Genomic DNA, 20859 nt, shown 5'->3' on the forward strand with positions numbered 1-20859 from the left:
GTTTATTGGAAATAAGTTACTTTGTTAGCAATCGGGGTTCTTTTTTTTCTTGATGGTTCAAGGTCTTCAGGATAATAGCCGACATACATTAAACCGAGAGATTGTTCATTTTCGGCCAGATCAAATTGCTTTACATAATCAATTGCGCCCGCAGATGTACTCCAGTAACTCCCGATATTATGGGCAGTGCAGGTGAGTGCCATATTTTGAACGGCAGATGAAACGGCTGCAACTTCTTCCCATTCCGGCAGGTTAATTTTGGTATTACGAACCATAACAACGCCAATAACACAGGCCGAATTAAGAGGATATTCTTTAAGCACATTGTACTTTTCAAAAGCTTCTTCGGCAGCAAACTTTTCAAAATAAAAGTCTTTGTAATAGTCCGCCAGATAAGAGCCTAGTTGGTTTAAATAATGGTTCTTCAAAACAATAAACCGCCAGGGTTCCGTCATTTTGTGAGTAGGGGCGTAGGTCGCGTTTATTAAAATTTCATTTAATAATTCATCCGGTATATTTTGCTTTACAAATTCATCGGCATAAACACTTCGTCTTGTCCGTATGATTTTTGAAATTTTATTTTGCCGGTCTGTAGATTGCGACATCTTGGTTTCATTGGGTTTGGTACTAATATTCATATTTTTTTAAAAAATTATTTAAGAAAATTCTTTTTTTAATTGATAAAACAAATACATTTGTAAGTAGATTTTATTTAGAATGAATAAAAACAGTGGCGACAAATGTAGAAATTAATCTTTATAAAAAAAATAAAACAGAAAAATAAATACACGAAATTCTTTACATTTTTGAAATGTATTTGAAGGATGTTTTATTTGTATATAGTTTGTTTTTAAGGGTTTATGTTTTTGCTTGTCTGATTTTTTTAACTATTAAATAAACTAATAAAATGAGATCACAGTTATTAATTGAAGATGAAATACCAGTAAAAGAAAATTATGGTTATCAAATTCCTACAAGCCCACTGATAGTGGAGATTACACCTCAGGAAAGAAATATTTTATCTAATGTTGGCGCTCTGTTGGAGAAGGCATTTAAGAGTTATGAAAATCCCGACTATATAGAGGCGCTTCATCTTTATTCATTCCAGCTTCTTCCGGAAAGAATCGCCAGAATCTTAAGCCGTTTTGGAACAGACTTTTCAGCAGATCAATACGGAGCCATTATTTTTAGAGGTCTTCTCGAGGTAGATCAGGATCATTTAGGACCAACTCCGGCTAATTGGCAAAGTGCTGATTACTCCAAACTCAATAAATACGGCTTTATCTGTTCACTGCTTCATGGTGCCGTTCCTTCTAAACCTGTTCAATATTATGCACAGCGAAAAGGCGGAGGGATTCTTCATGCTGTAATTCCGGATGAAAATATGGCAGTTACACAGACAGGTTCGGGATCAAAAACAAATCTGTATGTTCATACCGAAGATGCGTTTTTGTTACATCAGGCTGATTTTTTAAGCTTTCTTTATCTACGAAATGAAGAAAGAGTTCCGTCGACACTATATTCAGTAAGATCACACGGAAAGGTGAATAGAATAATGGAAAAACTTTTCGATCCTATTTATCAGTGTCCTAAGGATGCCAATTATCAGGATGAAATTAACGAAGGTCCGTTGGCTTCTGTTTTATACGGAAATAAAAAACTCCCTTTTATTAGATTTGATGCCGCAGAGCAGATATTTAACGAAAATGCAGGACAAACACCGGAAGCGCTTTATAATTTAACCGAATTCTGGAACGAGGCCAAAGAGTTGATTAATAGTGATTATATCCCGGATTCCGGAGATGTAATATTTGTTAATAATCATTTATGTGCCCACGGAAGAAGTGCTTTTACAGCAGGGCAGAGGGAGGAAAATGGTGAAATTGTGAAGTGCGAAAGACGCCAAATGCTCAGAATGATGAGTAAAACGAGTTTAATTCATATACGATCAATGACACATACCGATGATCCGTACTTTGTGATGGAAGAACATTTGGGAAAAGTTTTCGATCAGGATTAATCATTAAGGCTGAATTAAAGAGAGATGTCAAATTATGTTTGTCATCTCTTTTTATTTTGGAATAATATGAATTACAATATTGTGGAATCACGTCTAAATGAAGAAGGTATAAACAGAAGAAAGGTCTTGCCTGTTTTCGTATCTAGAAGTAAAAACTTTGTTTCAGATTATAATTTGAAACAGGTTTTAAATTTTTTCAGTTAAATATTACCATAATTTAGTAAGGATAGAAAAAATGTCCTTATTAATCATAAAATCTTATTTCTGTTAGTGCAGCTAAGTACGAAAGTAAGAAATAATCATTCGATGTTATTGACGGATTCTATAGCAATTTCCTAAAAAATTAATAATTATAATTATGAAAAAAAAAGCTTTTTTTATTATTTGTGTAATGTTTTTTCTGGCAGCTTGTAAAAAACAAGATGGCACATTAAATTCTAATTCGGCAGATTCAACTTCAGTTGCAACTTTGGCAGAACAGCAAAAGTTGCCGACAGCTCCAGTTCCAAACACTATAATGACAGACGCTTATGTAAAAAATATAGCGACAAGTCTTTATGCATGGGGCTGGCCACTGACCAATATACACAATCGTGTAGAAACATTTAGAGCTTTGCCTGGACCAATTTATGGTGGAGGTGTGCTTCCTTTAGCGCCGCCAAACCATTTATGTATGCTAAATGATTACGTTCAGCCAGAAGAAAGAGCTGTTGCCTGCCCGAATCAGGATGTGGTGTATGGTTTAGCACCACTGGATCTTTCAAATGGGCCAGTAGTGGTTCAGGTTCCCGATTTTGGAGATCGTTTTTGGGTCTATCAGGTTTGCAACCAAAGAACCGACGGATTTGCGAGTTTAGGTAAAATGTATGGAACAAAACCTGGATTTTATCTTCTTGCTCATAAAGATTGGAATGGAAAAGTTCCTGATGGAATTACGGAAGTTTTTAGATCTACTACAAGATACGGAATCGTTATTCCTCGTGTATTCCAAACTGATGACCCGGCTGATAAAAAAGCAGTTCAGCCACTTGTTAATCAAATTGGATTATATCCTTTGGAAGATTTTGACGGGAAAATGAAAATTACCGATTGGAAAAAAACAAAAGTGACACCCCCAGATCCTGCCGGTGGCAAAGTGGAAACAAAATGGGTTAAACCTGAAACATTTTTTGATCAGTTAACAGATATTTTAAAAGAAGTACCGCCAATGCCGGGAGAGGAGGCACTGTATGCGCAAGCTCACTCACTTTTAGATGCTTTAAATAAAAATCCGAAACTAAAACAAATTGCAATAAATGCTGCAATTGATGCTGAAAAGAATTATTTAGACCCTTTGTTTCAATTTGTAAATGTGGGATATCCTATTAAATACAATTGGACAACACAACGAAATGGAGCGCAGTTTGGTTACGATTATCTGACCAGACTTTCGTGTGCCAAAGCAAATATTTTTGTAAACAAACCAAATGAAACCCGATATTTTTATCAGGATCGTGATGAAGCCGGTACAAGATTAAATGGATCAAATAAGTACACGGTAACATTTGCCAGCGGACAAGTTCCTCCTGTAAAAGGTTTTTGGTCGCTTACTTTGTACAATTCCGAACATTTTTTTGCGCCTAATGATCTTAGACGATATTCTTTGGGAACAAAAAATAAAAATCTGAAAAAAAATGCAGATGGCTCGCTTACCATTTATGTACAAAACAGACCTCCTTCTGATGATAAAATCAGCAATTGGCTGCCATCACCTAAAGACGTTTTTTCCTTGTACGTAAGATGTTATTGGCCAGAAGAAGCAGTATTAAATGATAGCTGGAATCCGCCTGCTGTTGTTAAAGTGATGTAATTGGTATTAAAAGATAATTTTCAAAAAGCAATTAGGCTGAATTAATTATAGAAGAGATGTCAAAATTTATTTGGCATCTCTTTTTATTTTGGGGCGAATATGAGTTTACATATAAATAGCATATACAGATGTATAATTAGTTTTGTATTTAAGTTGTTGTAAAACAGGTATTTGTACTCTGTACGTATTTTCTCAAAAGTACTACATTTGCGAATAAACATCAATACTAAATAACTGATAAAATCTTTTTAAGTTCAATTAAGATTTAAATTATCTGACTGCTTCCTAATTGAATTTAAGTATCGCTACCCGACCAGGCTGGGTGATTTAATTACCCTTCATTTCTTTTTACTCTATAAATAAAGAAGTTTATTCATTATTTGGATATTGTATGATTCGGTATTTTCTTTTTCTAATGAAGCCTATTTTATGGCTTGATTTAAATGAGAAAGCAAAATAACGATGGTGGTATTTAAAATGAATTATTAATCAATAACTTAAATTATTTAGACATGAAAACAAATGAATTAAAAAATGATGCTTTATTTACTGTCTCACTTGATGGTATAAGCCTTACAGAAGAACAAATCAAAAACATTGACAAAGGCATTAAACGTGTTGTGATGAGCGAAATAGCCCAAATCGATCATGGAGGCGATCTAATCGTTAATAAAAAATTAGAATTAAATCCGCGATTTAAAGGGTTCAGAGTTCCTATACTTTGGGGTATTTGGATAGAATCTTTTGATATTTTCAGAAAAAGACTAATAGATGGGTTTTAATAATTAATTACTCTTATCAGAATCTCAGTTCTGATAAGAGTTAAAAAAAACAAGATATGGAACCAATAAATACTTTTTCGACTGATGAAAAGCAAAATTTAACTTGTCCTAGTTACGTCTGTAAACCGGGAGCAAAACTATACGGAATTGTCAATGCCGATGGACTTATTGACTACTTAAAAGAACCAATAGAGGTTGATGAAACTTTTATGAGTATAGCTTTGAAGGGAAGAGAACCTGAAAAGCGATTTCGATTTTCTGGTGCATGTGCCAAATCCGGATGTAAGCAATGGGACAAAGCAGAACATGAGTGTGGGCTTATAAATAATGTGATAGATATTATTGGCAATGATGAATCATCAGAATTACAATATTGCGGAATCAGATCTAAATGCAGATGGTATGAACAAAAGAAAGGTCTTGCCTGCGCCCAATGCAATGAAGTGATACGAAATATAGAAATGAAAATTATAGGAATAGAAGATTAGTTTTAGAAGAAATAAGAAGAAATAATTTATTGTTTGACTGCTAATCGTACTGCTGTAGCTTTACTATTATTAGCAACAGAATTGGAGCGAAAGCATTTAGCTCCTTCAACTATAATTTCTCCTTTTGCCATTTTTATTTGGACTTTGGTTCTGATTTTATTTTTAAAATTGTTTCTTCTTTATATTGGAAATTTTCTGACTGAATTTCAAAAACTGAACTTTTGCACTTTATTTTCCCTAAGGATCCGTCAAAAGCTGTAATTATTTTTACATCTGCCACATAAGGATCTGGATTGGTCTCATTGCTTGTTTTAAAATTTATCATATCCATACAGTCGGTATTTACTATCTGCTGTGATTCGAAGCAGAGCAACGTTTCATTTTGATCCGATTTTGTAAATTTTGTTTTTCCTGTACATTCTAATTTTCCAATAGTTTTTATATTCCAGTTTATTGTCTGATTGGCCTGCACATCATCCTGATCTACCTTTGGATTAAAAAATATTAAGTTCCAAAAGGGCTCTTTAAATTTGTTTTGGGTAAAGTTTTTTTCGTTGTAGATATTCAGATTAAATTTTTCTAAAATATCTTTAGCATTTCCATCACCCTCGTATTCCTGCATTAATAAGGCTGTATTTTCTTCCCACTTTTCAAGCCATTCTTTGTATTCTACCATCTTGACGAATTCTCCCTGAGATGTTGTCTGGATTTTAATAGGATAGGTTAGTTCTTCTAAACTTTCTAAAAAGGCTAAAAAAGTATTTTCTTGACTTGGGTGATTGACTACTTTAGTCTTGCTAACTTGATATACATTAAAATTTGGTTTTTTTTCTAATACAAGAAATTCAACTTCAAAAGAGGTTTGAATTTTACTTGTCTTATCATTAACCATTGCGTTTAGTTGCTGTGTTATTTCAAAAGTCATTGTTTTGGGGTATTTTTCTTGAGTTGTTTTATAATAATCAGTGTAAGGCAAAACTCCTTGAGCATAAAACCAATTGCAGTTAAAAATAATTAACCCGATAAAAATCTTTTTCATAGTTGCTGTTGTTGATTACCGCTTTTTACTATTTTTAATGGCACTAAAAATAGGTGTACAATATACAGTCATTAATTATATTTTCAAATATATTTGTGTTAATTTTCGCACATATTATTGAGATAACTTCGAAAAACGTATAAAGAATATTCCCTAATATTAAGATCCCTCTTGTTCCTTTCTCTATTTATAATTCGAGAACTTCAGAAATAAAAAAAGCAGCTGACCATCAGGACAACTGCTTTTTTTTTTCTTTTTTAATATTTTATTCTTTAATAGAATATATTGAAAGTTTCAAAAAAAAATCCTTCTCTCACTTGCCATTACAATTTTTCTGTCATCTCACCAAACGGGTCTTTTTAATTAAGAATTTTGCTCTTTCTATTTAATTTCGTTTGTCTTTGTCGTTCTATGATTTTTTTATCAATAAGCTTCCCATTCTTCTCAATTTTAAAACACATATTGAGATAAATATTTCCAACAGTTGTATGTGAAAATTATAAAGTTCAATAATCAAAACTTGATAATTATTTTTTTCCGGAATACGGATAATAATTAGGAATCAAATTTCTATAATCCGAAAGATCAAACCCTTCAAATCTAGTATCATTAAATTTAATGAACGGATTACAAATCTGCGCAATTGGGTAAAAAAAATGCGCAAAGTAATTTGCGCATTTTTTTATAAGAAATTCTGTGAGCGGGAATGTTATTTCCCTTTCATTAATTTTTCTAAATATTCAACTTTATCTTTTTCAGCCTGAACCAAACGTTCGTAAAGCTCAACAACTTTATCAAGAGGATTAAAAGTACAAGCATTATGGTTAGTGTTTCCATTTCCTTGACCATTATTAGCGCTATTATCATAAAAGTTATTAAAGAAATTAAAAACAGATTCTTCTGTAAAATTTTCAATAGCTTCTACCGTCACGCCAAGAGCTTTTGCAATTTGTACCAATTTTTCAAAATCAACAGTTTCGCTGGTTTCAATGCTGGAAATTGTCTGCTGGCTTGTTCCAATAGCATCAGCAAGTGCTCCTTGTTTCATACCGCGAAGCTCTCTTATTCGGCTGATATTTCGGCCAATATTTCTGGGTCTAGTTTCTGTGCTCATAATTCAAAGGTATTTAAAAATTTTAATAAATTTAATGATCCGTAAAAAACATCATTGATTTGATAAGATACAGTTTAGGGTATTTTTTTACATGTAACAAACGTAATCTTTTTTATATTTAAAGTTTAATCCTTTTACTTTCTGGCAAATCCGATAGTCCGGATTTGTAATCCGTTACCATAAAGATTGGTTTGGTTTCTTTAAATTTAAAAAATGTTACATGCTTTTATGTGGCTTTGTATTTGATGATTTGCTTTGTGTCTTGTTGTGACAGGCACGGATAGCAAATCCGCGCTATCGGGTTTATTTTGGCATGATGATAAAATCAAAATAGTAAACATTAACTGAAATATAATTTTATTTCTTTTTCTCATTCATAATGATTTTTTAAATCAATTAATCTAGCTTAAAATATTTATACATATCTACTTGTTCAATGCTTTTATTTTTGAAAATTGTATCTTCAATCATTTCATCACTTTTATTATTTTGGAAATTATATATAATGTATCGTGCTATGAATTTTTTATTATGTCTATCATAATAAATTATATAAGACATACCATCTCTAGTTGCACCATATTCTTGTCTAAGCGATATTGTGTCACTATCATTTCCAAATAAGAAAAAATTATGCATTCTTTCGCTATCATAATCAGACATCGGTATCAAAAGTTTCAAATTTTTTATTTTAATTTTTCCATTTAAAAGAATAGAAAATTCAACAATAGAGTCTTTGGCTAATAGATATACCGTATCTTTAATTCCATTTCTATCGTAATCGGATGTGATAAAATTTAATAGATAAGGGTTTCTGTTGTACAGAGTACTATCTTGTAAGAAAATCTTTTTTTTGTTAATAGTATTCTCACGTGGAATACTAATATTTTTGACTGTATTGTTTTTTTTATTGCAAGCATATAAATGCAATATTATCAAGAATAACAGTATTAAGTTTAATTTACTTTTTAAATTCATTATTTGGATTTATATTCTTTGTAATATTTCTCCATATCGGTAGGATATGTTTCATTATTTGTTTTCCAATTAGCACCGTTATACCAATAGGTGAATTTTTCCCAATTTTTATCTTTGAGAGCCTTATGTGCCTTTGTTTTAACTTTTAGCAAAAAAGTCTTAAAGTAAGAAAGTTGTTGTTTTTCACACATATTCATTGCTTTTTCAAATTCTTGGGGACTTTCATAATCATGATTATAGTATTCTCCCATTACCTGAAAAGCTCCCCAAGAACAAGATTGTATAGCAATATCTTCATCGATTTTTCTTGCTTTATTAAATTTCTCGTGAGAAGCAATTTCCTCATTTTGCTGTTTTATTCCTTCAGAATCATATACATATTTCCCTGAGGTGCTATTTACTAAATATGGATTTGTCTCCATTTTTGCCTTTGCAAATGACTCTCCATATTTTGATGAAAGTAATCGGAACATATAATGGCGCTCATATAAAATTTTGGAGATTTCCTTTCCATTTTGTATTGTAAAACTCTTTCCTGATGATTCACGTTTTGAAACTGCATAAATAGCTGCTTCTTCTGTATCCAATTCGTTAGCTAGTTTTTTATAATCTTCATCAGAAACCTTTGCTCCTTTACCCAAACAGGATCTATCGACTAACCCTTTATTTAAACAATAACAAATAGGTTCCTTTCCAATAGTCACACGTCCACAATGTTCCCATTGGTCCGGTAGATCACCTTTCATGTCAAACCAATCATTTGAGTTGTCTTTAAAATAAAAATCAATAAACTGTACGGTTTCCATTAAGTTTTTACTAAATGTAATCTCAATAATGTCATTATAGTTTTTTATTCCTAAATCATGTTCTACTTCTTTTTTATGGTTAACAACAAATTCCTGCCCGTTTATGGCTGTTAGTTTGTATTTTAAGTAACCGTCTGGATCGTTTGCTTCCTTATTTGCTTTGCGAAGTTTAAACTTTAATATTGTTTTTTCTTTTTTGAGGGCTTCAGCGTTAAATTCAATTTTAAGATCAGATTTTACTTTGTAGATGTCTTCTGTCAATGAATAGACAAGAGTTGACTCACTTGTAGCAACAACTTTTAAGTCATCGCTTTTTTGTAGTTCTGCAAAAGGGACAAAATCGTATTTGTTTACATAATCTCTAAAAATTTTTCCTCCTCTTTCTCCGTGAAAAGTCACTTCTTTTGGAGAGGAAAAAGTTAATGATTCAGAAGCATCTATTGTGATAGATTCGGCTTCTTTATAAGATTCTCCAAATATGTTACGTATTATATTTCCACTTTCATTCATATTATTGCATTTTTACCTGTTTACCACTATCAACATATACTTCTGTTCCACTTCTTACATTTACATTTTCTTTATTGCCAACGTAATTACCCATTTTCATGGTTTCTGTAATTTTTTTAGCTTGAGATTTCTTGCCCAGTAGCGCAGTCTCTATAATATTACTCGCTGTTAAATTATAATCATGATTTGCAATTTCGGTAATGCTTTCTCCGGCAACAACATTTACATTTTTTTGTGCCGTAGCCACAATATTTTGCCCTGCAGACATGGTTATATTTTCTCCTGCATTCATATTAATGTTTTTTGGGGCTGTAACTTCAATATTTCCATTTCCATCCATAAACCAGGTATTGCCAGATGGGTCTTTTACGAGAATACTAGAAGCTCCTTCGTCAAAAGTAATGGTGCTTCCTGTTCGGGTATAAATACTTTTTATGTTGTTTTGTACTTGTCCGCCAGCACCTGTTTTACCATTAAATAAACTCCCAATTACAAATGGTCGGTTAGGGTCGTTGTAACGAAACCCCAGCATAACCTGATCGCCCACTTCGGGAATAAAAACCATTCCACGGTTGGTATTAACCTCGCCACTGGTTCCCGCATCTGGAGTCATTACACGCAACCATGGTGTACGCTGCTGTTTATTGGCTTGCCATAACATTTTTACACGTATTCTGCCTTGTCCTCTTGGGTCGTCGTTGGCGACTACTTCCGCTTGCTGCATTTGGGCTAAAGGAAACGCGATATTAGGTTCCGGCAACTTGCGTATTTTGGCAGGCAGGGCTTTAAAAGTGTTTTCGTATTCGCCTATGTTACTGGCTTTATGTGTTATTTCGGTAATAATATAGATTCCTACTTCGTTGGTTTCGTAGTTTATTTTATTAATGTCTTGTCCGCTCATATATGCAGCTAATTTATCTTTTACTTGCATGGCATCTATACTAATACTCATACCAATTCGTAAGCTTGTGTTTCGACTGGTTGCGGTTATAAAATTAGATTCGGCTGCGGCGCTTTGCTGTTTGCTTTGCAGAATAGTTTGCAAATACATATCGTCGCCGGTCGCAATTTTGCCATATTCTAATGATGATGTAGTATATAATTTTTGAGATGCTGCTATAGCATCTGTACCCAATTTAGGAAATCCTTCTATTTCGTCTCTGGTCTTGGCCTGGTACAATTTATTTATATCTTCATTATAACTAAAAGCTGCAAACTGGTTAGGAATTACCTGAACAGAAATGTTCAGGTTATAAAGATCCTTGTTATAAATCAGTTTTGTATACTGTGTAGTGGGATTTGGTTTACCAAAAAAAAGTTTTTCTCCATCATAATACAACCATTCGTTGTATTGTTTAGCTAAGCGTTGTATAAATTGAAAATCGGTTTCAAGGTATTGGGTTTGATAATTTAAATTGTTCGTGAGCTCAGGTTGAATGTTATTTTGTAATTTTTCACCTGCTGCGGTTTGGATGACTTCTTTAATAATATCCTGCAAATTGGTATCTTCCCAGGAACTTAATTTTGGCCCCGCTTCAAGAAGTATGGTTTTAGAATAACCCGAAATAATAATCTGGCTTCCCACATGTCCCAATTCCTGGGCATATTGAATATTGGTTACTATTCCTAAAAAACTATTATTGTTGTCAAAAGCAATGTGCAAAACTCCGCCCAGCCATTTTTGGGCGCTCTGCATAGTGTACGCTCTGGGGTTTTCGATCACAGAATGCGGAACACTGATTTTAAAATGATGATGGTTATTAATGGTTTGGTGTAGCTCGATAGAGGTGAAGTGGGATATTTCTTTTCTATCAATACCAAATATAATTTTAGGTATAATCATAATGTGTTTGGTTATAAATTTTAACTGAAATAGATTATAGTTTTAAAGTCCTTGTACCAAAATCGATTTTAAGCTAAAAATGTCATGTTTTGAAAATAGAGGTACTGCTAATCAATGGTTCGTTTAATAAATGGTATAATAAAAAACCAAGAAGTAGTAAAATACCGCTTCTTGGTTTATTAGGATGGGAAAGATTATACTCTAGCCCAGTTGTTATTTAATGTTGCATTGCCTAATGTGATTTTTTCTGCAGAGAAAGTGATCTCAGTAGTCATTGGAGTTTCTGCCAAAGCGTCTAACTGCTCGCTGAAGAATACGATAAAAGCATTTTCAAAAGTAAGTTCTTTCATTACTTGCTCAGAATCTGCTTTAAAAAATTTTACTTTTCCGCTTACCGGTTTGTGCTGGCTGTTTACCGCTTGCTCAATAACTGTTGTATTGTCTGTAGATTTTACTTTTAAGTTTAATCTACCCCCTTTAATTTCAGATGAAACAGCTCCTTTACCATCAGTATGTCTTATCATATCTACTTTTGAGAATAATACTTGGTACTCGTTTCCTTCAAATTCTAAAATTGCTTTAAATGCCATAATAAAAATAATTAAGTTGTTAAAAAATGTTTTTCAGAATCCTCTCTATTTTGTATGACTAGTATTAACAAAAAAAAAGAGGTATTCTATAATGATTGTAGAATACCTGTTTCGTTAAAATTACTTCTTGTAGGAAGGAGAGGAAGATTCCGTAATCAATATTTGTACGAATATACAACTGAAATTTTAACTTACAATTTATTTATGTACTATTTTTCGTAAAAAAAATAATTATTTTGAAAATAGAAAAAACGCTAAATATACAAGAATATGATATTTATAAATATCGTGACAAATTGCAGGATTTTTTCGTGTTTAATAAGTCGCTACATTTAAAATGAAGAATTAAAGTTTTTGCCCCTTGCGGCAGAAGTGATATTTCCTGATCAAGGATCTTTATTATATTAGGTTTTAAAAAATTTGAGTTGTAGGGAATAGGATTCCTTTTTTAAGTTATCTTCGCTGATTATACATTTCTGAAAACATTTAACTCCTTTAAAACCTAATTTGTGAAAAATAATCATGATGCTGTAGAAGAGAATCAGCTTAAACGTGGACTAACTAACCGTCACATTCAGTTAATTGCCTTAGGCGGATCTATAGGAACAGGTCTTTTCCTGGGCATTGGCCCGGCAGCCGTACTTGCAGGACCATCTGTGATTTTAGGATATGCTATTGCCGGAATTATCGCTTTTTTTATAATGAGACAACTTGGTGAAATGGTTGTCGAAGAACCTGTATCAGGAAGTTTTAGCTATTTTGCCTATAAATATTGTGGTTCTTTTGCCGGTTTTGCATCGGGTTGGAATTATTGGATTTTGTATATTCTGGTTAGTATGGCCGAACTTACAGCCATTGGGGTTTATGTACAGTTTTGGTGGCCAGAAATTCCGCTTTGGGCATCCAGTTTGTTTTTCTTTCTCGTTATTAATGCTTTAAATTTTGCCTCTGTAAAAGTGTACGGAGAAACCGAATTTTGGTTTTCAATTATAAAAGTGGTCGCTATTATTGCCATGATACTTTTTGGTACTTATTTACTGGTAAGTGGAACAGGAGGAGAGCATGCTACAATTCATAATTTATACAATGATGGAGGCTTTTTTCCGAGAGGCTTCTTCGAAAAAACTACCAATGGCAGTTATCAGGGACTATTATCTGCAATGGCTTTAATTATGTTTTCTTTTGGAGGTTTGGAACTGATCGGAATTACTGCAGCCGAAGCAGAAAACCCGGAAAAAAACATTCCAAAAGCAACCAATCAGGTTATTTACAGAATCCTTATATTTTATGTAGGCGCATTGGTCATTTTATTTGCTTTGTCACCATGGCAGCAAATTACAACAGACAGTAGTCCGTTTGTAATGGTTTTTCAGAATTTAAACGGAATGGAATTTGAGCTTTTTGGTAAAAAAATATTCTTTACAAGTCTTATTGCCAATGTCCTTAATTTAATTGTATTAACTGCCGCTTTATCAGTTTACAATAGTAGTGTTTACAGTAACTCACGTATGTTATTTGGTTTAGCAGATCAGGGCAGCGCGCCTCAATTTCTAAAAAAGCTAAACAAACACTCTGTACCAGTAAACGCTATTTTAATTTCTTCATGCTTTGCCGCTATTTGTATTATAATAAATAAAGTAATGCCAGAAGAAGCTTTTAGTATTTTAATGTCTTTAGTAGTGTCTTGCCTCGTTATTAACTGGGTTATGATTTCGTATACACACCTTCAATTTAGACGTGCAAAAGACAAAGAAAACACAAAAACTAAGTTTGCCTCTATATTTTATCCGGTAAGCAATTACATCTGTTTTGTATTTTTATTGGGTATTTTATCTATCATGTGGATCACAGATATGAAATTATCTGTAGAATTAATTCCGCTTTGGCTGGGGATTCTTTTTGTGTTTTATAAGATTTTTAAAAAGAAAGAATAGGTAGATTTAGTTAGATAATTTCTTTTTTTAGAAAAAGTTGATTTTCAGGAAGAATTTCATTTGAATCTTCTTGAAAATCAAATAAACTATAGTTCATAGAAAGAAGCGTTTGTTTCAAAGTAAAATCAGAAGCAAAAAGTTTTACCCAAACAAAATCATGTTTTCTTTGTTTGGCAATTACTTCGGCACGATCAAAAAGTACTTGAATTTCTTCGACATCAGAATAAACAATATGTTCGATACAAATTGGTTTTTTTGCTTCTATTTTTTCATTTAAAATTCGGGAAGAATTCAATTGAAGAAAAGACGATGGCGTTTCATTCTCATGAACCATTAAAACTTCAATATTAAAATCGTTTTGAACTTTAAAAAGTGCCTGAATCGAAAGTGTTTTGGCAACGTATTTTTCACCAATGGTTTCAGATGAAAATAAAGTAGTATAGAATCTCTTTGCCTGATTTTCCATCCAAGCGGCGGTATCTTGTATAATAACTACAAATTGAGCTTTTTTTGACATGTTTTTTAGGTATTGAATTATCAATACAAAACTCTGTTTATTTGTTGTATAAATAAAGGGATAAAAGTCTGATATGTTCGTCAGAAAGTCGGTTTTGTTACGAATTGTTTCGGTATTCTAAGGGAGAAAATCCAGTACAATTTTTAAAGAATTTTCCAAAAACAGATTGATTCGAAAAATGGAGTGTATTACTTATTTGGTTGATTGTAAGTGATTTGTTTTGAAGCAAAATTTTGGCTTCTAAAATTACTATTTCCTCAATCCATTCGCGTGTGGTTTTGCCGCTGTTATTTTTTATTACTTCCGAAAGGTATTTTCTTGTCACATTTAAGCTGTTTGCATAATACGATGGAGAACGATGTTTGATAAAATTTTTGACCAAAAGCTCTTTAAATTTTTCAAATAAAGGATTCTGAATTTCTTTATTCGGAAGATTTTGTTTGATTGAATCCAATTCATATATCAAAATATACAAATAACTTCTAAGAATTGAAGCCTGATGAAAATGATCCTCTTTTAATGTTTCCTGAATTAAAGAAAAAAGCGGTTCAAATTTCGGTTTCGTTTTTTTGTTTAAGGGAAAAACATGTTTGTAACTATTTTCGAAGAATTCATATTGGGAAAGAAAAAAAATATTTGCCTGACTTTCCAGAAAAAAATCAGGTTTAAAAAAGATAATATCCATTAAAATTTCCTCGCTGTTCTTACTGAAACTTCTAATAACGTTTGAACCAAGCGCCAAAATTGCAGGCGCTTCTATTACAATTTTATCCAATTGTGTCTGCATTACAATGCTGCCTTTTTTTAAAAATTCGATAGCATAACTTTCAGCCCGATAGGGGATATCTATGTACGGATGATCTTCAATTTGTACAAAAAAATAGTCTTTCTTGTCATTTTGGTTTGTAAACAAGCTTTTGTGATGTTCGAGCGTAAAAGTGTTTATTTTGCTCATTTTTTGGTAAGCTTTAGAAGATTTAATTTCTCCAAAGATAAAAAAAGTATGTGCTGGGTATGCATAAAGATAGCGCGAAAATTCTTTCTGTGCCTGTTTTTAATAAAAACTGATTTTTCATTTTAAATCTGTTGAGATGTACTTTGCGGGCACGGATTACAAATCCGCACGATCGGGATTTAGCCACTTCTTAATCAAATCTATAATTTATTTGGTTTTTGCTAAATAATATACAAACAATAAAATTCAGAAATTATATTAAAATAAAAAACTCCAAAATCATAAGACTTTGGAGTTTTCAGCGTTATTATTTTTTATAAACAATTATTGCTTAATCAGTTTCTCAAGCCTCAACATCATTTCATCTTTCTCCTTCAACATCCTTTCATACAAAGCAATTTTTTCTTCATGAAGTTGGATAATCTTGTCGATTGGATCATTATTGAAAGTTGGGCTGTAATTAATCAAGCCTTGTGTATCATGAAAAGTATTAGAAATAATATTTATCGCTTGCTCTTCATCAAAATTCAGAAAAGCTTCAACAGGAATTTTCAATACTGCAGAGATTTGTTTCAGCAAATTTTCTTCAATAACCTCTTTTTGTTCCAGCATAGAAATTTTCTTTTGGTTCCAGTCTTCACCCAGATCATAAGCCAATGCTTCCTGCTTTATGTTAAGCATTTCTCTAAAGCGTTTTACGTTTCTTCCCTGATGTATTTTCTGTTCCATAATGAATATCAATTTTTTCTAAAAATCCTGAATTTCAAAGATAGAAAAATATACTATAAAAACGTATTCATTTTTGTAAGATAATATATCTAATTCGGGATAAAATATCCTTTTGAAAGAATAGAATTTCGCTTAAGAATTTTGAATCTACTTATTATGAAAAAGTATAAAATATCCTTTATAGTAGAAAAAAGGGATAATTAATCAAAAGAACGATAAAACTCTAAAAAAAGGTAAATAAAAAACGAGATAAATTATTGTTTACAAATAACTTAACTCGTTTGTTTACTGTTGTTTTGCGTCGTTTCTTTACTTCCCGATGCAGAAATTAGCAAAAATATTTCCTAACAATTCATCATTAGAAACCTGACCTGTAATAAGCCCAAATTGGTATAAAGCTTCGCGAATATCTAATGCAATTAAATCGCTTGAAAGGTTAGTTTCAAGACCATATTTTACTTTTTGAATTTCGTCTAAAGCTTTAAGTAACGAATCATAATGTCTGGTATTTGTTACAATAGTTTCATTATTTCGTAGCGCACCTGTATTTACAAAAGAAAGCAATTCATTCTTTAAATCTTCAACGCCAATTTTTTCTTTCGCAGAAATTAATAAAAGTTTGGCATTCAGGTTTTCAAGTTTATTGGTAATGTTTGCGACTTCATCTGTAGACAAAATATCCTTTTTGTTCACCACAATGATTAAGGGTTTTAAAGGATATTTGTTTTTTATTTGCTCTATTTCAGAAACGAATTCAGAGCTTGAAATCTGAAATTTTAAGCCATCAAAAAGATAAATTACGACTTGTGCCTGGTCTATTTTTTCAAAGGTTTTTTTAATTCCAATGCTTTCTACAACATCTTTGGTTTCGCGAATTCCTGCAGTATCTATAAATCTAAAACCGATTCCGCCAATAACCAATTCATCTTCAATAGTATCACGCGTTGTTCCTGCAATATCAGAAACGATTGCTCTTTCTTCATTTAATAAAGCATTTAGCAAAGTCGATTTCCCTACGTTTGGTTCCCCCACAATAGCAACCGGAATTCCGTTTTTTATTACGTTTCCAACAGCAAATGAATCAATTAAACGTTTTAATACAAATTCAATTCGATTTAATAATTCATGAAACTGACCGCGATCTGCAAATTCTACATCTTCTTCAGCAAAATCCAGTTCCAGTTCTATTAGTGAAGCAAAATTTAAAAGTTCTTCTCTCAACTTAGCAATTTCATTACTAAATCCGCCGCGCATTTGCTGCATGGCAATTTGGTGAGAAGCTTCATTATCAGATGAAATCAAATCTGCAACAGCCTCTGCCTGCGATAAATCAAGTTTTCCGTTCAGGAAAGCTCTTAGTGTAAATTCTCCGGCATCTGCCATTCGGCAACCTTTTCTCAATAATAACTGAATAATCTGCTGTTGAATATAAGTAGATCCGTGACAGGAAATTTCTATCGTATTTTCACCTGTATAAGAATTTGGGCCTTTAAAAACAGAAACCAAAACTTCATCAAGTGTCTTTTCGTTATCTACAATATGTCCTAAATGCAAAGTATGCGTTTTTTGCTTCGTTAAATCCTTGTTTTTGATAGATTTAAAAACAGAATCACCAATAGTGATTGCATCAGAACCTGAAATACGAATGATTGCAATAGCTCCGGCTCCTGATGGAGTGGCCAATGCGACTATAGAATCTTGATTTATCATGGTGCAAAGGTATAAAAAAGGGCTAAAAGAATCATGAATTGTGAGTTGCGAATTATGAGTTTTGAGTTATTGATTGTCATTTAAGCCATAAACGCCAATTTTGAACTTTCATTTTTGCTTTAGGTTTTGAAGTTTCAAGTTTGAAGTTTCAAGTTTTAACTTTCGACTTTCGACTTTCGACTTTCGACTTTGGACTTTCAGACTCTCAATTTTTGGACTTTGGACTTTTTTAATGTTAATTTCCTGATAATTATCAGGTTGATTTATTCTTAGAATGATTAAATTTGAGTAATAAACCTTAATAATCTTATATAAAATGAAAAAGATATTATTTCCAACAGATTTTTCTGAAGCTGCTACAAATGCGTTTGTACATGCTTTAGAATTTGCAAAAATTGTCAAAGCCGAACTTGTTTTGCTTCATACTTTTGAGATTCCGGTTTATGACAGTCAGTTCTTTCCAGAGAATTATGCTTCGATTTATAGTTCAATAGAATTAGCAAAATTTGAAATGTTTAAGGATGAAATTCCTAAGCTTCGTGCCATTGCGTCTGAACGTAAACTGGATGACATTGTGATAAAACACCGTTTAATGGATGGTGATTTAATTTATAATTTAAAAAATGCAGTTGAAGAGGATCATATTGATTTTGTAATTATGGGAACTACAGGAGTTTCAGACTGGACCAAATTCTTTACAGGTTCCAATACAAATTCGGTGATTTCCGGAGTAAATGTGCCAGTATTGTGTATTCCTGTTGATGCCAAATTTAAAAAAGTCAAAACAATTGGTTTTACCACCCGATATCGTGAAAAAGATAAAGAGGTGCTTCGCCGAATCTTGAAAATTGCAAAGAAAACAGATGCAAAAGTAAAAAGTTTGTATGTTAAAACTTCAAATTCAGATGTCTCTGATGCTGTAATCAAGGAATGGGAAAAAGAATTTGTCGATGAAAATATAGAGTTTCTGGTCTTGCCAAGTGATGAAGTAAAAGAAACAATTCTTGATTTTATTCTCTATAAAGATGTTGATATTCTTACTACTATAACACACAAAAGATCTTTCTTTGAATCTATTTTTGATACTAGTTTTAGTAAAAAAATTGCTAAAGAAGTTTCTATTCCGGTTTTGGTGATGCACGAACACTAAAAATCTACCAAAAATGAATCATGGTTTTGAAAGTGTAAAAGCTATATTTGTATTTCATTAAATTTATAAAATGGAGAAATATCTCGATAAAGTTGCGCACTATTCAAACGTTTATAATGCAATCAACAAAAGATACAATAGCATAAGTGTTTTAAGGCTTTTAAGTATATTTTTATGCTTATTTATGTTGTTTTATTATATTAAAACAGCAGAATCTTATTTTGCAGTTTTTGCTTTTTTATCTTTTGTTGGTTTTCTTTTCTTAATGCGGGTTCACTCTAAATTATCTTTCAAAAGAGAACTGACCAACGCAACTTTAAAAATTAACAATGATGAGATTTCGTATTTAAAAAGGGAAAAACTTCCTTTTGAGAATGGAATTGAATTTAATGATTTTCATCATCCTTATGCTTACGATTTAGATATTTTTGGGGAACATTCCTTATTTCAAAATCTAAACAGAACAAAGACTTTTATTGGTAAGAAAATTTTAGCGACTAAGTTATTGGGTGTTTCTTCCAACAAAGAAATTCTCTTAAATCAGGAAGCTGTAAAAGAGTTGGCTGAGAAACTAGACTGGCGTCAGGATTACGAGGCTTTGGCAGCGATTAGTAATGATACAAAACAATCTTATGATTCTTTAATTTATTGGAACTCGTTTAAAAATAATGCTTTACCTAAAGTTTTAATTGCATTGTCAATTATTCTTCCTACTGTGTTTTTTGGATTTGTAATTGCTTATTTTATTACATCAAAAACCATAATTTTATCCTACCTGACTTATGTTTTTATAATCAATTTAGCAGTATTGGGAAGTTCAATGAAAAGAATTCAATCTGAAATTGCAAAAGCAGATAATATTGATAAAATTATTAAGCAATACAGTTTATTGGTTGAAAAAATTGAAACAGAAACATTTCAGTCTGAAAAATTGAAAGAGTTACAGAGGCAACTTGGTTTTAAAAATAGTAGTGCCAGTAAACATTTAAAGCAATTATCGGAGTTGTTTTCTAGAATGGATACCATTAGTAATTTTGTAACGGCAATTGTTTTTAATGGTACCTTTTTGTTTAATCTGCATGTTTTAAAAGCGTTGCTGAAATGGAAAGAAAGTTATTCTGAAGAACTTGAAAAATGGGTAACTATTATTGGTGAATTTGAAGCCTTGAATAGTTTGGCAAATTTAAGTTTCAATAATGCTGATTTTGTCTTCCCGGAAATCAATTCTGATTATAAAATTGGATTTGAAAATTTAAGCCATCCTATGCTAAATCCAAATGGAAGAGTAGGGAATGATGTTGATTTTTATCCGCAATCCTTTATTATTTTGACCGGCTCAAATATGTCTGGTAAAAGTACTTTTTTAAGAAGTTTAGGAATCAATATGGTACTTGGCGGAATTGGATCAGTTGTTTGTGCTTCAAAAGCTAATATTCATCCACTTCCGGTATTAGTTTCGATGAGATTATCAGACTCTTTAGCAGATAGTGAATCTTATTTCTTCGCAGAAATTAAACGACTAAAACAAATTATGGATGTTTTGCAAGATGGTCCTGCTTTTGTTTTATTGGATGAAATTTTAAGAGGAACCAATTCTGATGATAAACGAAATGGTACTATAGAAGTAGTAAAGAAGATTATTGCCAAGAAAGCAATTGGTGCAATTGCCACTCACGATATTGAAGTTTGTCTAACCACAAATGAATACCCGGAAACCCTGACAAATAAATGTTTTGAAGTCGAAATTAAAAATAATGAACTGCATTTTGATTATAAACTTCGGGACGGAATTTGTCAAAACAAAAGCGCTACTTTTTTAATGCAAAAAATGGGTGTCATATAATA

18 protein-coding genes are annotated in these 20859 nt (G+C 32.0%); 7 read left to right on the forward strand and 11 right to left on the reverse strand.

Annotated elements, in window-relative coordinates; translation table 11 throughout:
* Window positions 1–2: 2 nt before the first annotated feature.
* Complete coding sequence (locus tag KHA98_RS06940) at window positions 3–638, reverse strand: nitroreductase family protein (protein ID WP_213256624.1); 636 nt, start codon at window positions 636–638, stop codon at window positions 3–5.
* Between the two features lie 269 nt (window positions 639–907).
* Between KHA98_RS06940 and KHA98_RS06945 the strand changes: the two genes are divergently transcribed.
* The 4 genes from KHA98_RS06945 (at window position 908) to KHA98_RS06960 (ending at window position 5139) form a co-directional block, all read left to right on the forward strand.
* Complete coding sequence (locus KHA98_RS06945) at window positions 908–2020, forward strand: Fe(II)-2OG oxygenase family protein (RefSeq protein WP_213256626.1); 1113 nt, start codon at window positions 908–910, stop codon at window positions 2018–2020.
* Window positions 2021–2378: 358 nt separating this feature from the next.
* Window positions 2379–3869, forward strand: a complete 1491-nt coding sequence (locus KHA98_RS06950) for a DUF1254 domain-containing protein (protein ID WP_213256628.1) — start codon at window positions 2379–2381, stop codon at window positions 3867–3869.
* Window positions 3870–4381: 512 nt separating this feature from the next.
* Window positions 4382–4651 carry a hypothetical protein gene (locus KHA98_RS06955; RefSeq protein WP_213256630.1) on the forward strand — a complete coding sequence of 90 codons (270 nt, stop codon included), beginning with the start codon at window positions 4382–4384 and terminating at the stop codon, window positions 4649–4651.
* A gap of 56 nt (window positions 4652–4707) precedes the next feature.
* Entirely contained in the window at window positions 4708–5139 is a 432-nt protein-coding gene (locus KHA98_RS06960; RefSeq protein ID WP_213256632.1) for a hypothetical protein, read from the forward strand.
* 133 nt (window positions 5140–5272) lie between these two features.
* On the opposite strand, the gene KHA98_RS06965 is transcribed toward KHA98_RS06960, so the two are convergent.
* From KHA98_RS06965 to tssD, 6 genes are all read right to left on the reverse strand, one after another.
* Window positions 5273–6178: a hypothetical protein gene (locus KHA98_RS06965; protein WP_213256634.1), complete on the reverse strand. Its 906-nt coding sequence runs from the start codon at window positions 6176–6178 to the stop codon at window positions 5273–5275.
* Window positions 6179–6887: 709 nt separating this feature from the next.
* Window positions 6888–7292: a helix-turn-helix domain-containing protein gene (locus KHA98_RS06970; RefSeq protein ID WP_213256636.1), complete on the reverse strand. Its 405-nt coding sequence runs from the start codon at window positions 7290–7292 to the stop codon at window positions 6888–6890.
* A gap of 396 nt (window positions 7293–7688) precedes the next feature.
* Window positions 7689–8270 (reverse strand): hypothetical protein, encoded by a 582-nt coding sequence (locus tag KHA98_RS06975; protein ID WP_213256638.1) that lies wholly within the window; start codon window positions 8268–8270, stop codon window positions 7689–7691.
* Window positions 8270–9586, reverse strand: coding sequence for an N-acetylmuramidase domain-containing protein (locus tag KHA98_RS06980; RefSeq protein ID WP_213256640.1), 1317 nt, complete (start codon window positions 9584–9586; stop codon window positions 8270–8272). Before KHA98_RS06980 ends, KHA98_RS06975 begins: the two co-directional genes overlap by 1 nt.
* 1 nt (window position 9587) lies before the next feature.
* Complete coding sequence (locus KHA98_RS06985; RefSeq protein ID WP_213256643.1) at window positions 9588–11429, reverse strand: type VI secretion system Vgr family protein; 1842 nt, start codon at window positions 11427–11429, stop codon at window positions 9588–9590.
* Between the two features lie 194 nt (window positions 11430–11623).
* Entirely contained in the window at window positions 11624–12019 is a 396-nt protein-coding gene (gene tssD, locus KHA98_RS06990; RefSeq protein WP_213256645.1) for a type VI secretion system tube protein TssD, read from the reverse strand.
* A 509-nt stretch (window positions 12020–12528) separates the two neighbouring features.
* Between tssD and KHA98_RS06995 the strand changes: the two genes are divergently transcribed.
* Complete coding sequence (locus tag KHA98_RS06995; RefSeq protein ID WP_213256647.1) at window positions 12529–13953, forward strand: amino acid permease; 1425 nt, start codon at window positions 12529–12531, stop codon at window positions 13951–13953.
* A gap of 10 nt (window positions 13954–13963) precedes the next feature.
* Here the strand turns inward: KHA98_RS06995 and KHA98_RS07000 are convergent, their stop codons facing one another.
* The 4 genes from KHA98_RS07000 to mnmE all read right to left on the reverse strand — a co-directional run bounded on the left by KHA98_RS07000 (window position 13964) and on the right by mnmE (window position 17864).
* Window positions 13964–14470 (reverse strand): hypothetical protein, encoded by a 507-nt coding sequence (locus KHA98_RS07000; protein WP_213256649.1) that lies wholly within the window; start codon window positions 14468–14470, stop codon window positions 13964–13966.
* Window positions 14471–14567: 97 nt separating this feature from the next.
* On the reverse strand, window positions 14568–15425 hold the full coding sequence (locus KHA98_RS07005; RefSeq protein WP_213256651.1) for a helix-turn-helix domain-containing protein: 858 nt from the start codon (window positions 15423–15425) through the stop codon (window positions 14568–14570).
* 324 nt (window positions 15426–15749) lie between these two features.
* Complete coding sequence (locus tag KHA98_RS07010) at window positions 15750–16154, reverse strand: helix-turn-helix domain-containing protein (protein WP_213256653.1); 405 nt, start codon at window positions 16152–16154, stop codon at window positions 15750–15752.
* 309 nt (window positions 16155–16463) lie between these two features.
* Window positions 16464–17864: a tRNA uridine-5-carboxymethylaminomethyl(34) synthesis GTPase MnmE gene (mnmE, locus tag KHA98_RS07015; protein ID WP_213256655.1), complete on the reverse strand. Its 1401-nt coding sequence runs from the start codon at window positions 17862–17864 to the stop codon at window positions 16464–16466.
* Window positions 17865–18180: 316 nt separating this feature from the next.
* Between mnmE and KHA98_RS07020 the strand changes: the two genes are divergently transcribed.
* The gene (locus tag KHA98_RS07020; protein WP_213256657.1) at window positions 18181–19014 is read left to right on the forward strand and encodes a universal stress protein; all 834 of its coding nucleotides are present in this window, start codon (window positions 18181–18183) and stop codon (window positions 19012–19014) included.
* Window positions 19015–19084: 70 nt separating this feature from the next.
* On the forward strand, window positions 19085–20857 hold the full coding sequence (locus KHA98_RS07025; RefSeq protein ID WP_213256659.1) for a MutS-related protein: 1773 nt from the start codon (window positions 19085–19087) through the stop codon (window positions 20855–20857).
* Window positions 20858–20859 lie beyond the last annotated feature (2 nt).

The organism is Flavobacterium branchiicola, assembly GCF_018383905.1.
GTDB lineage: Bacteria > Bacteroidota > Bacteroidia > Flavobacteriales > Flavobacteriaceae > Flavobacterium > Flavobacterium branchiicola.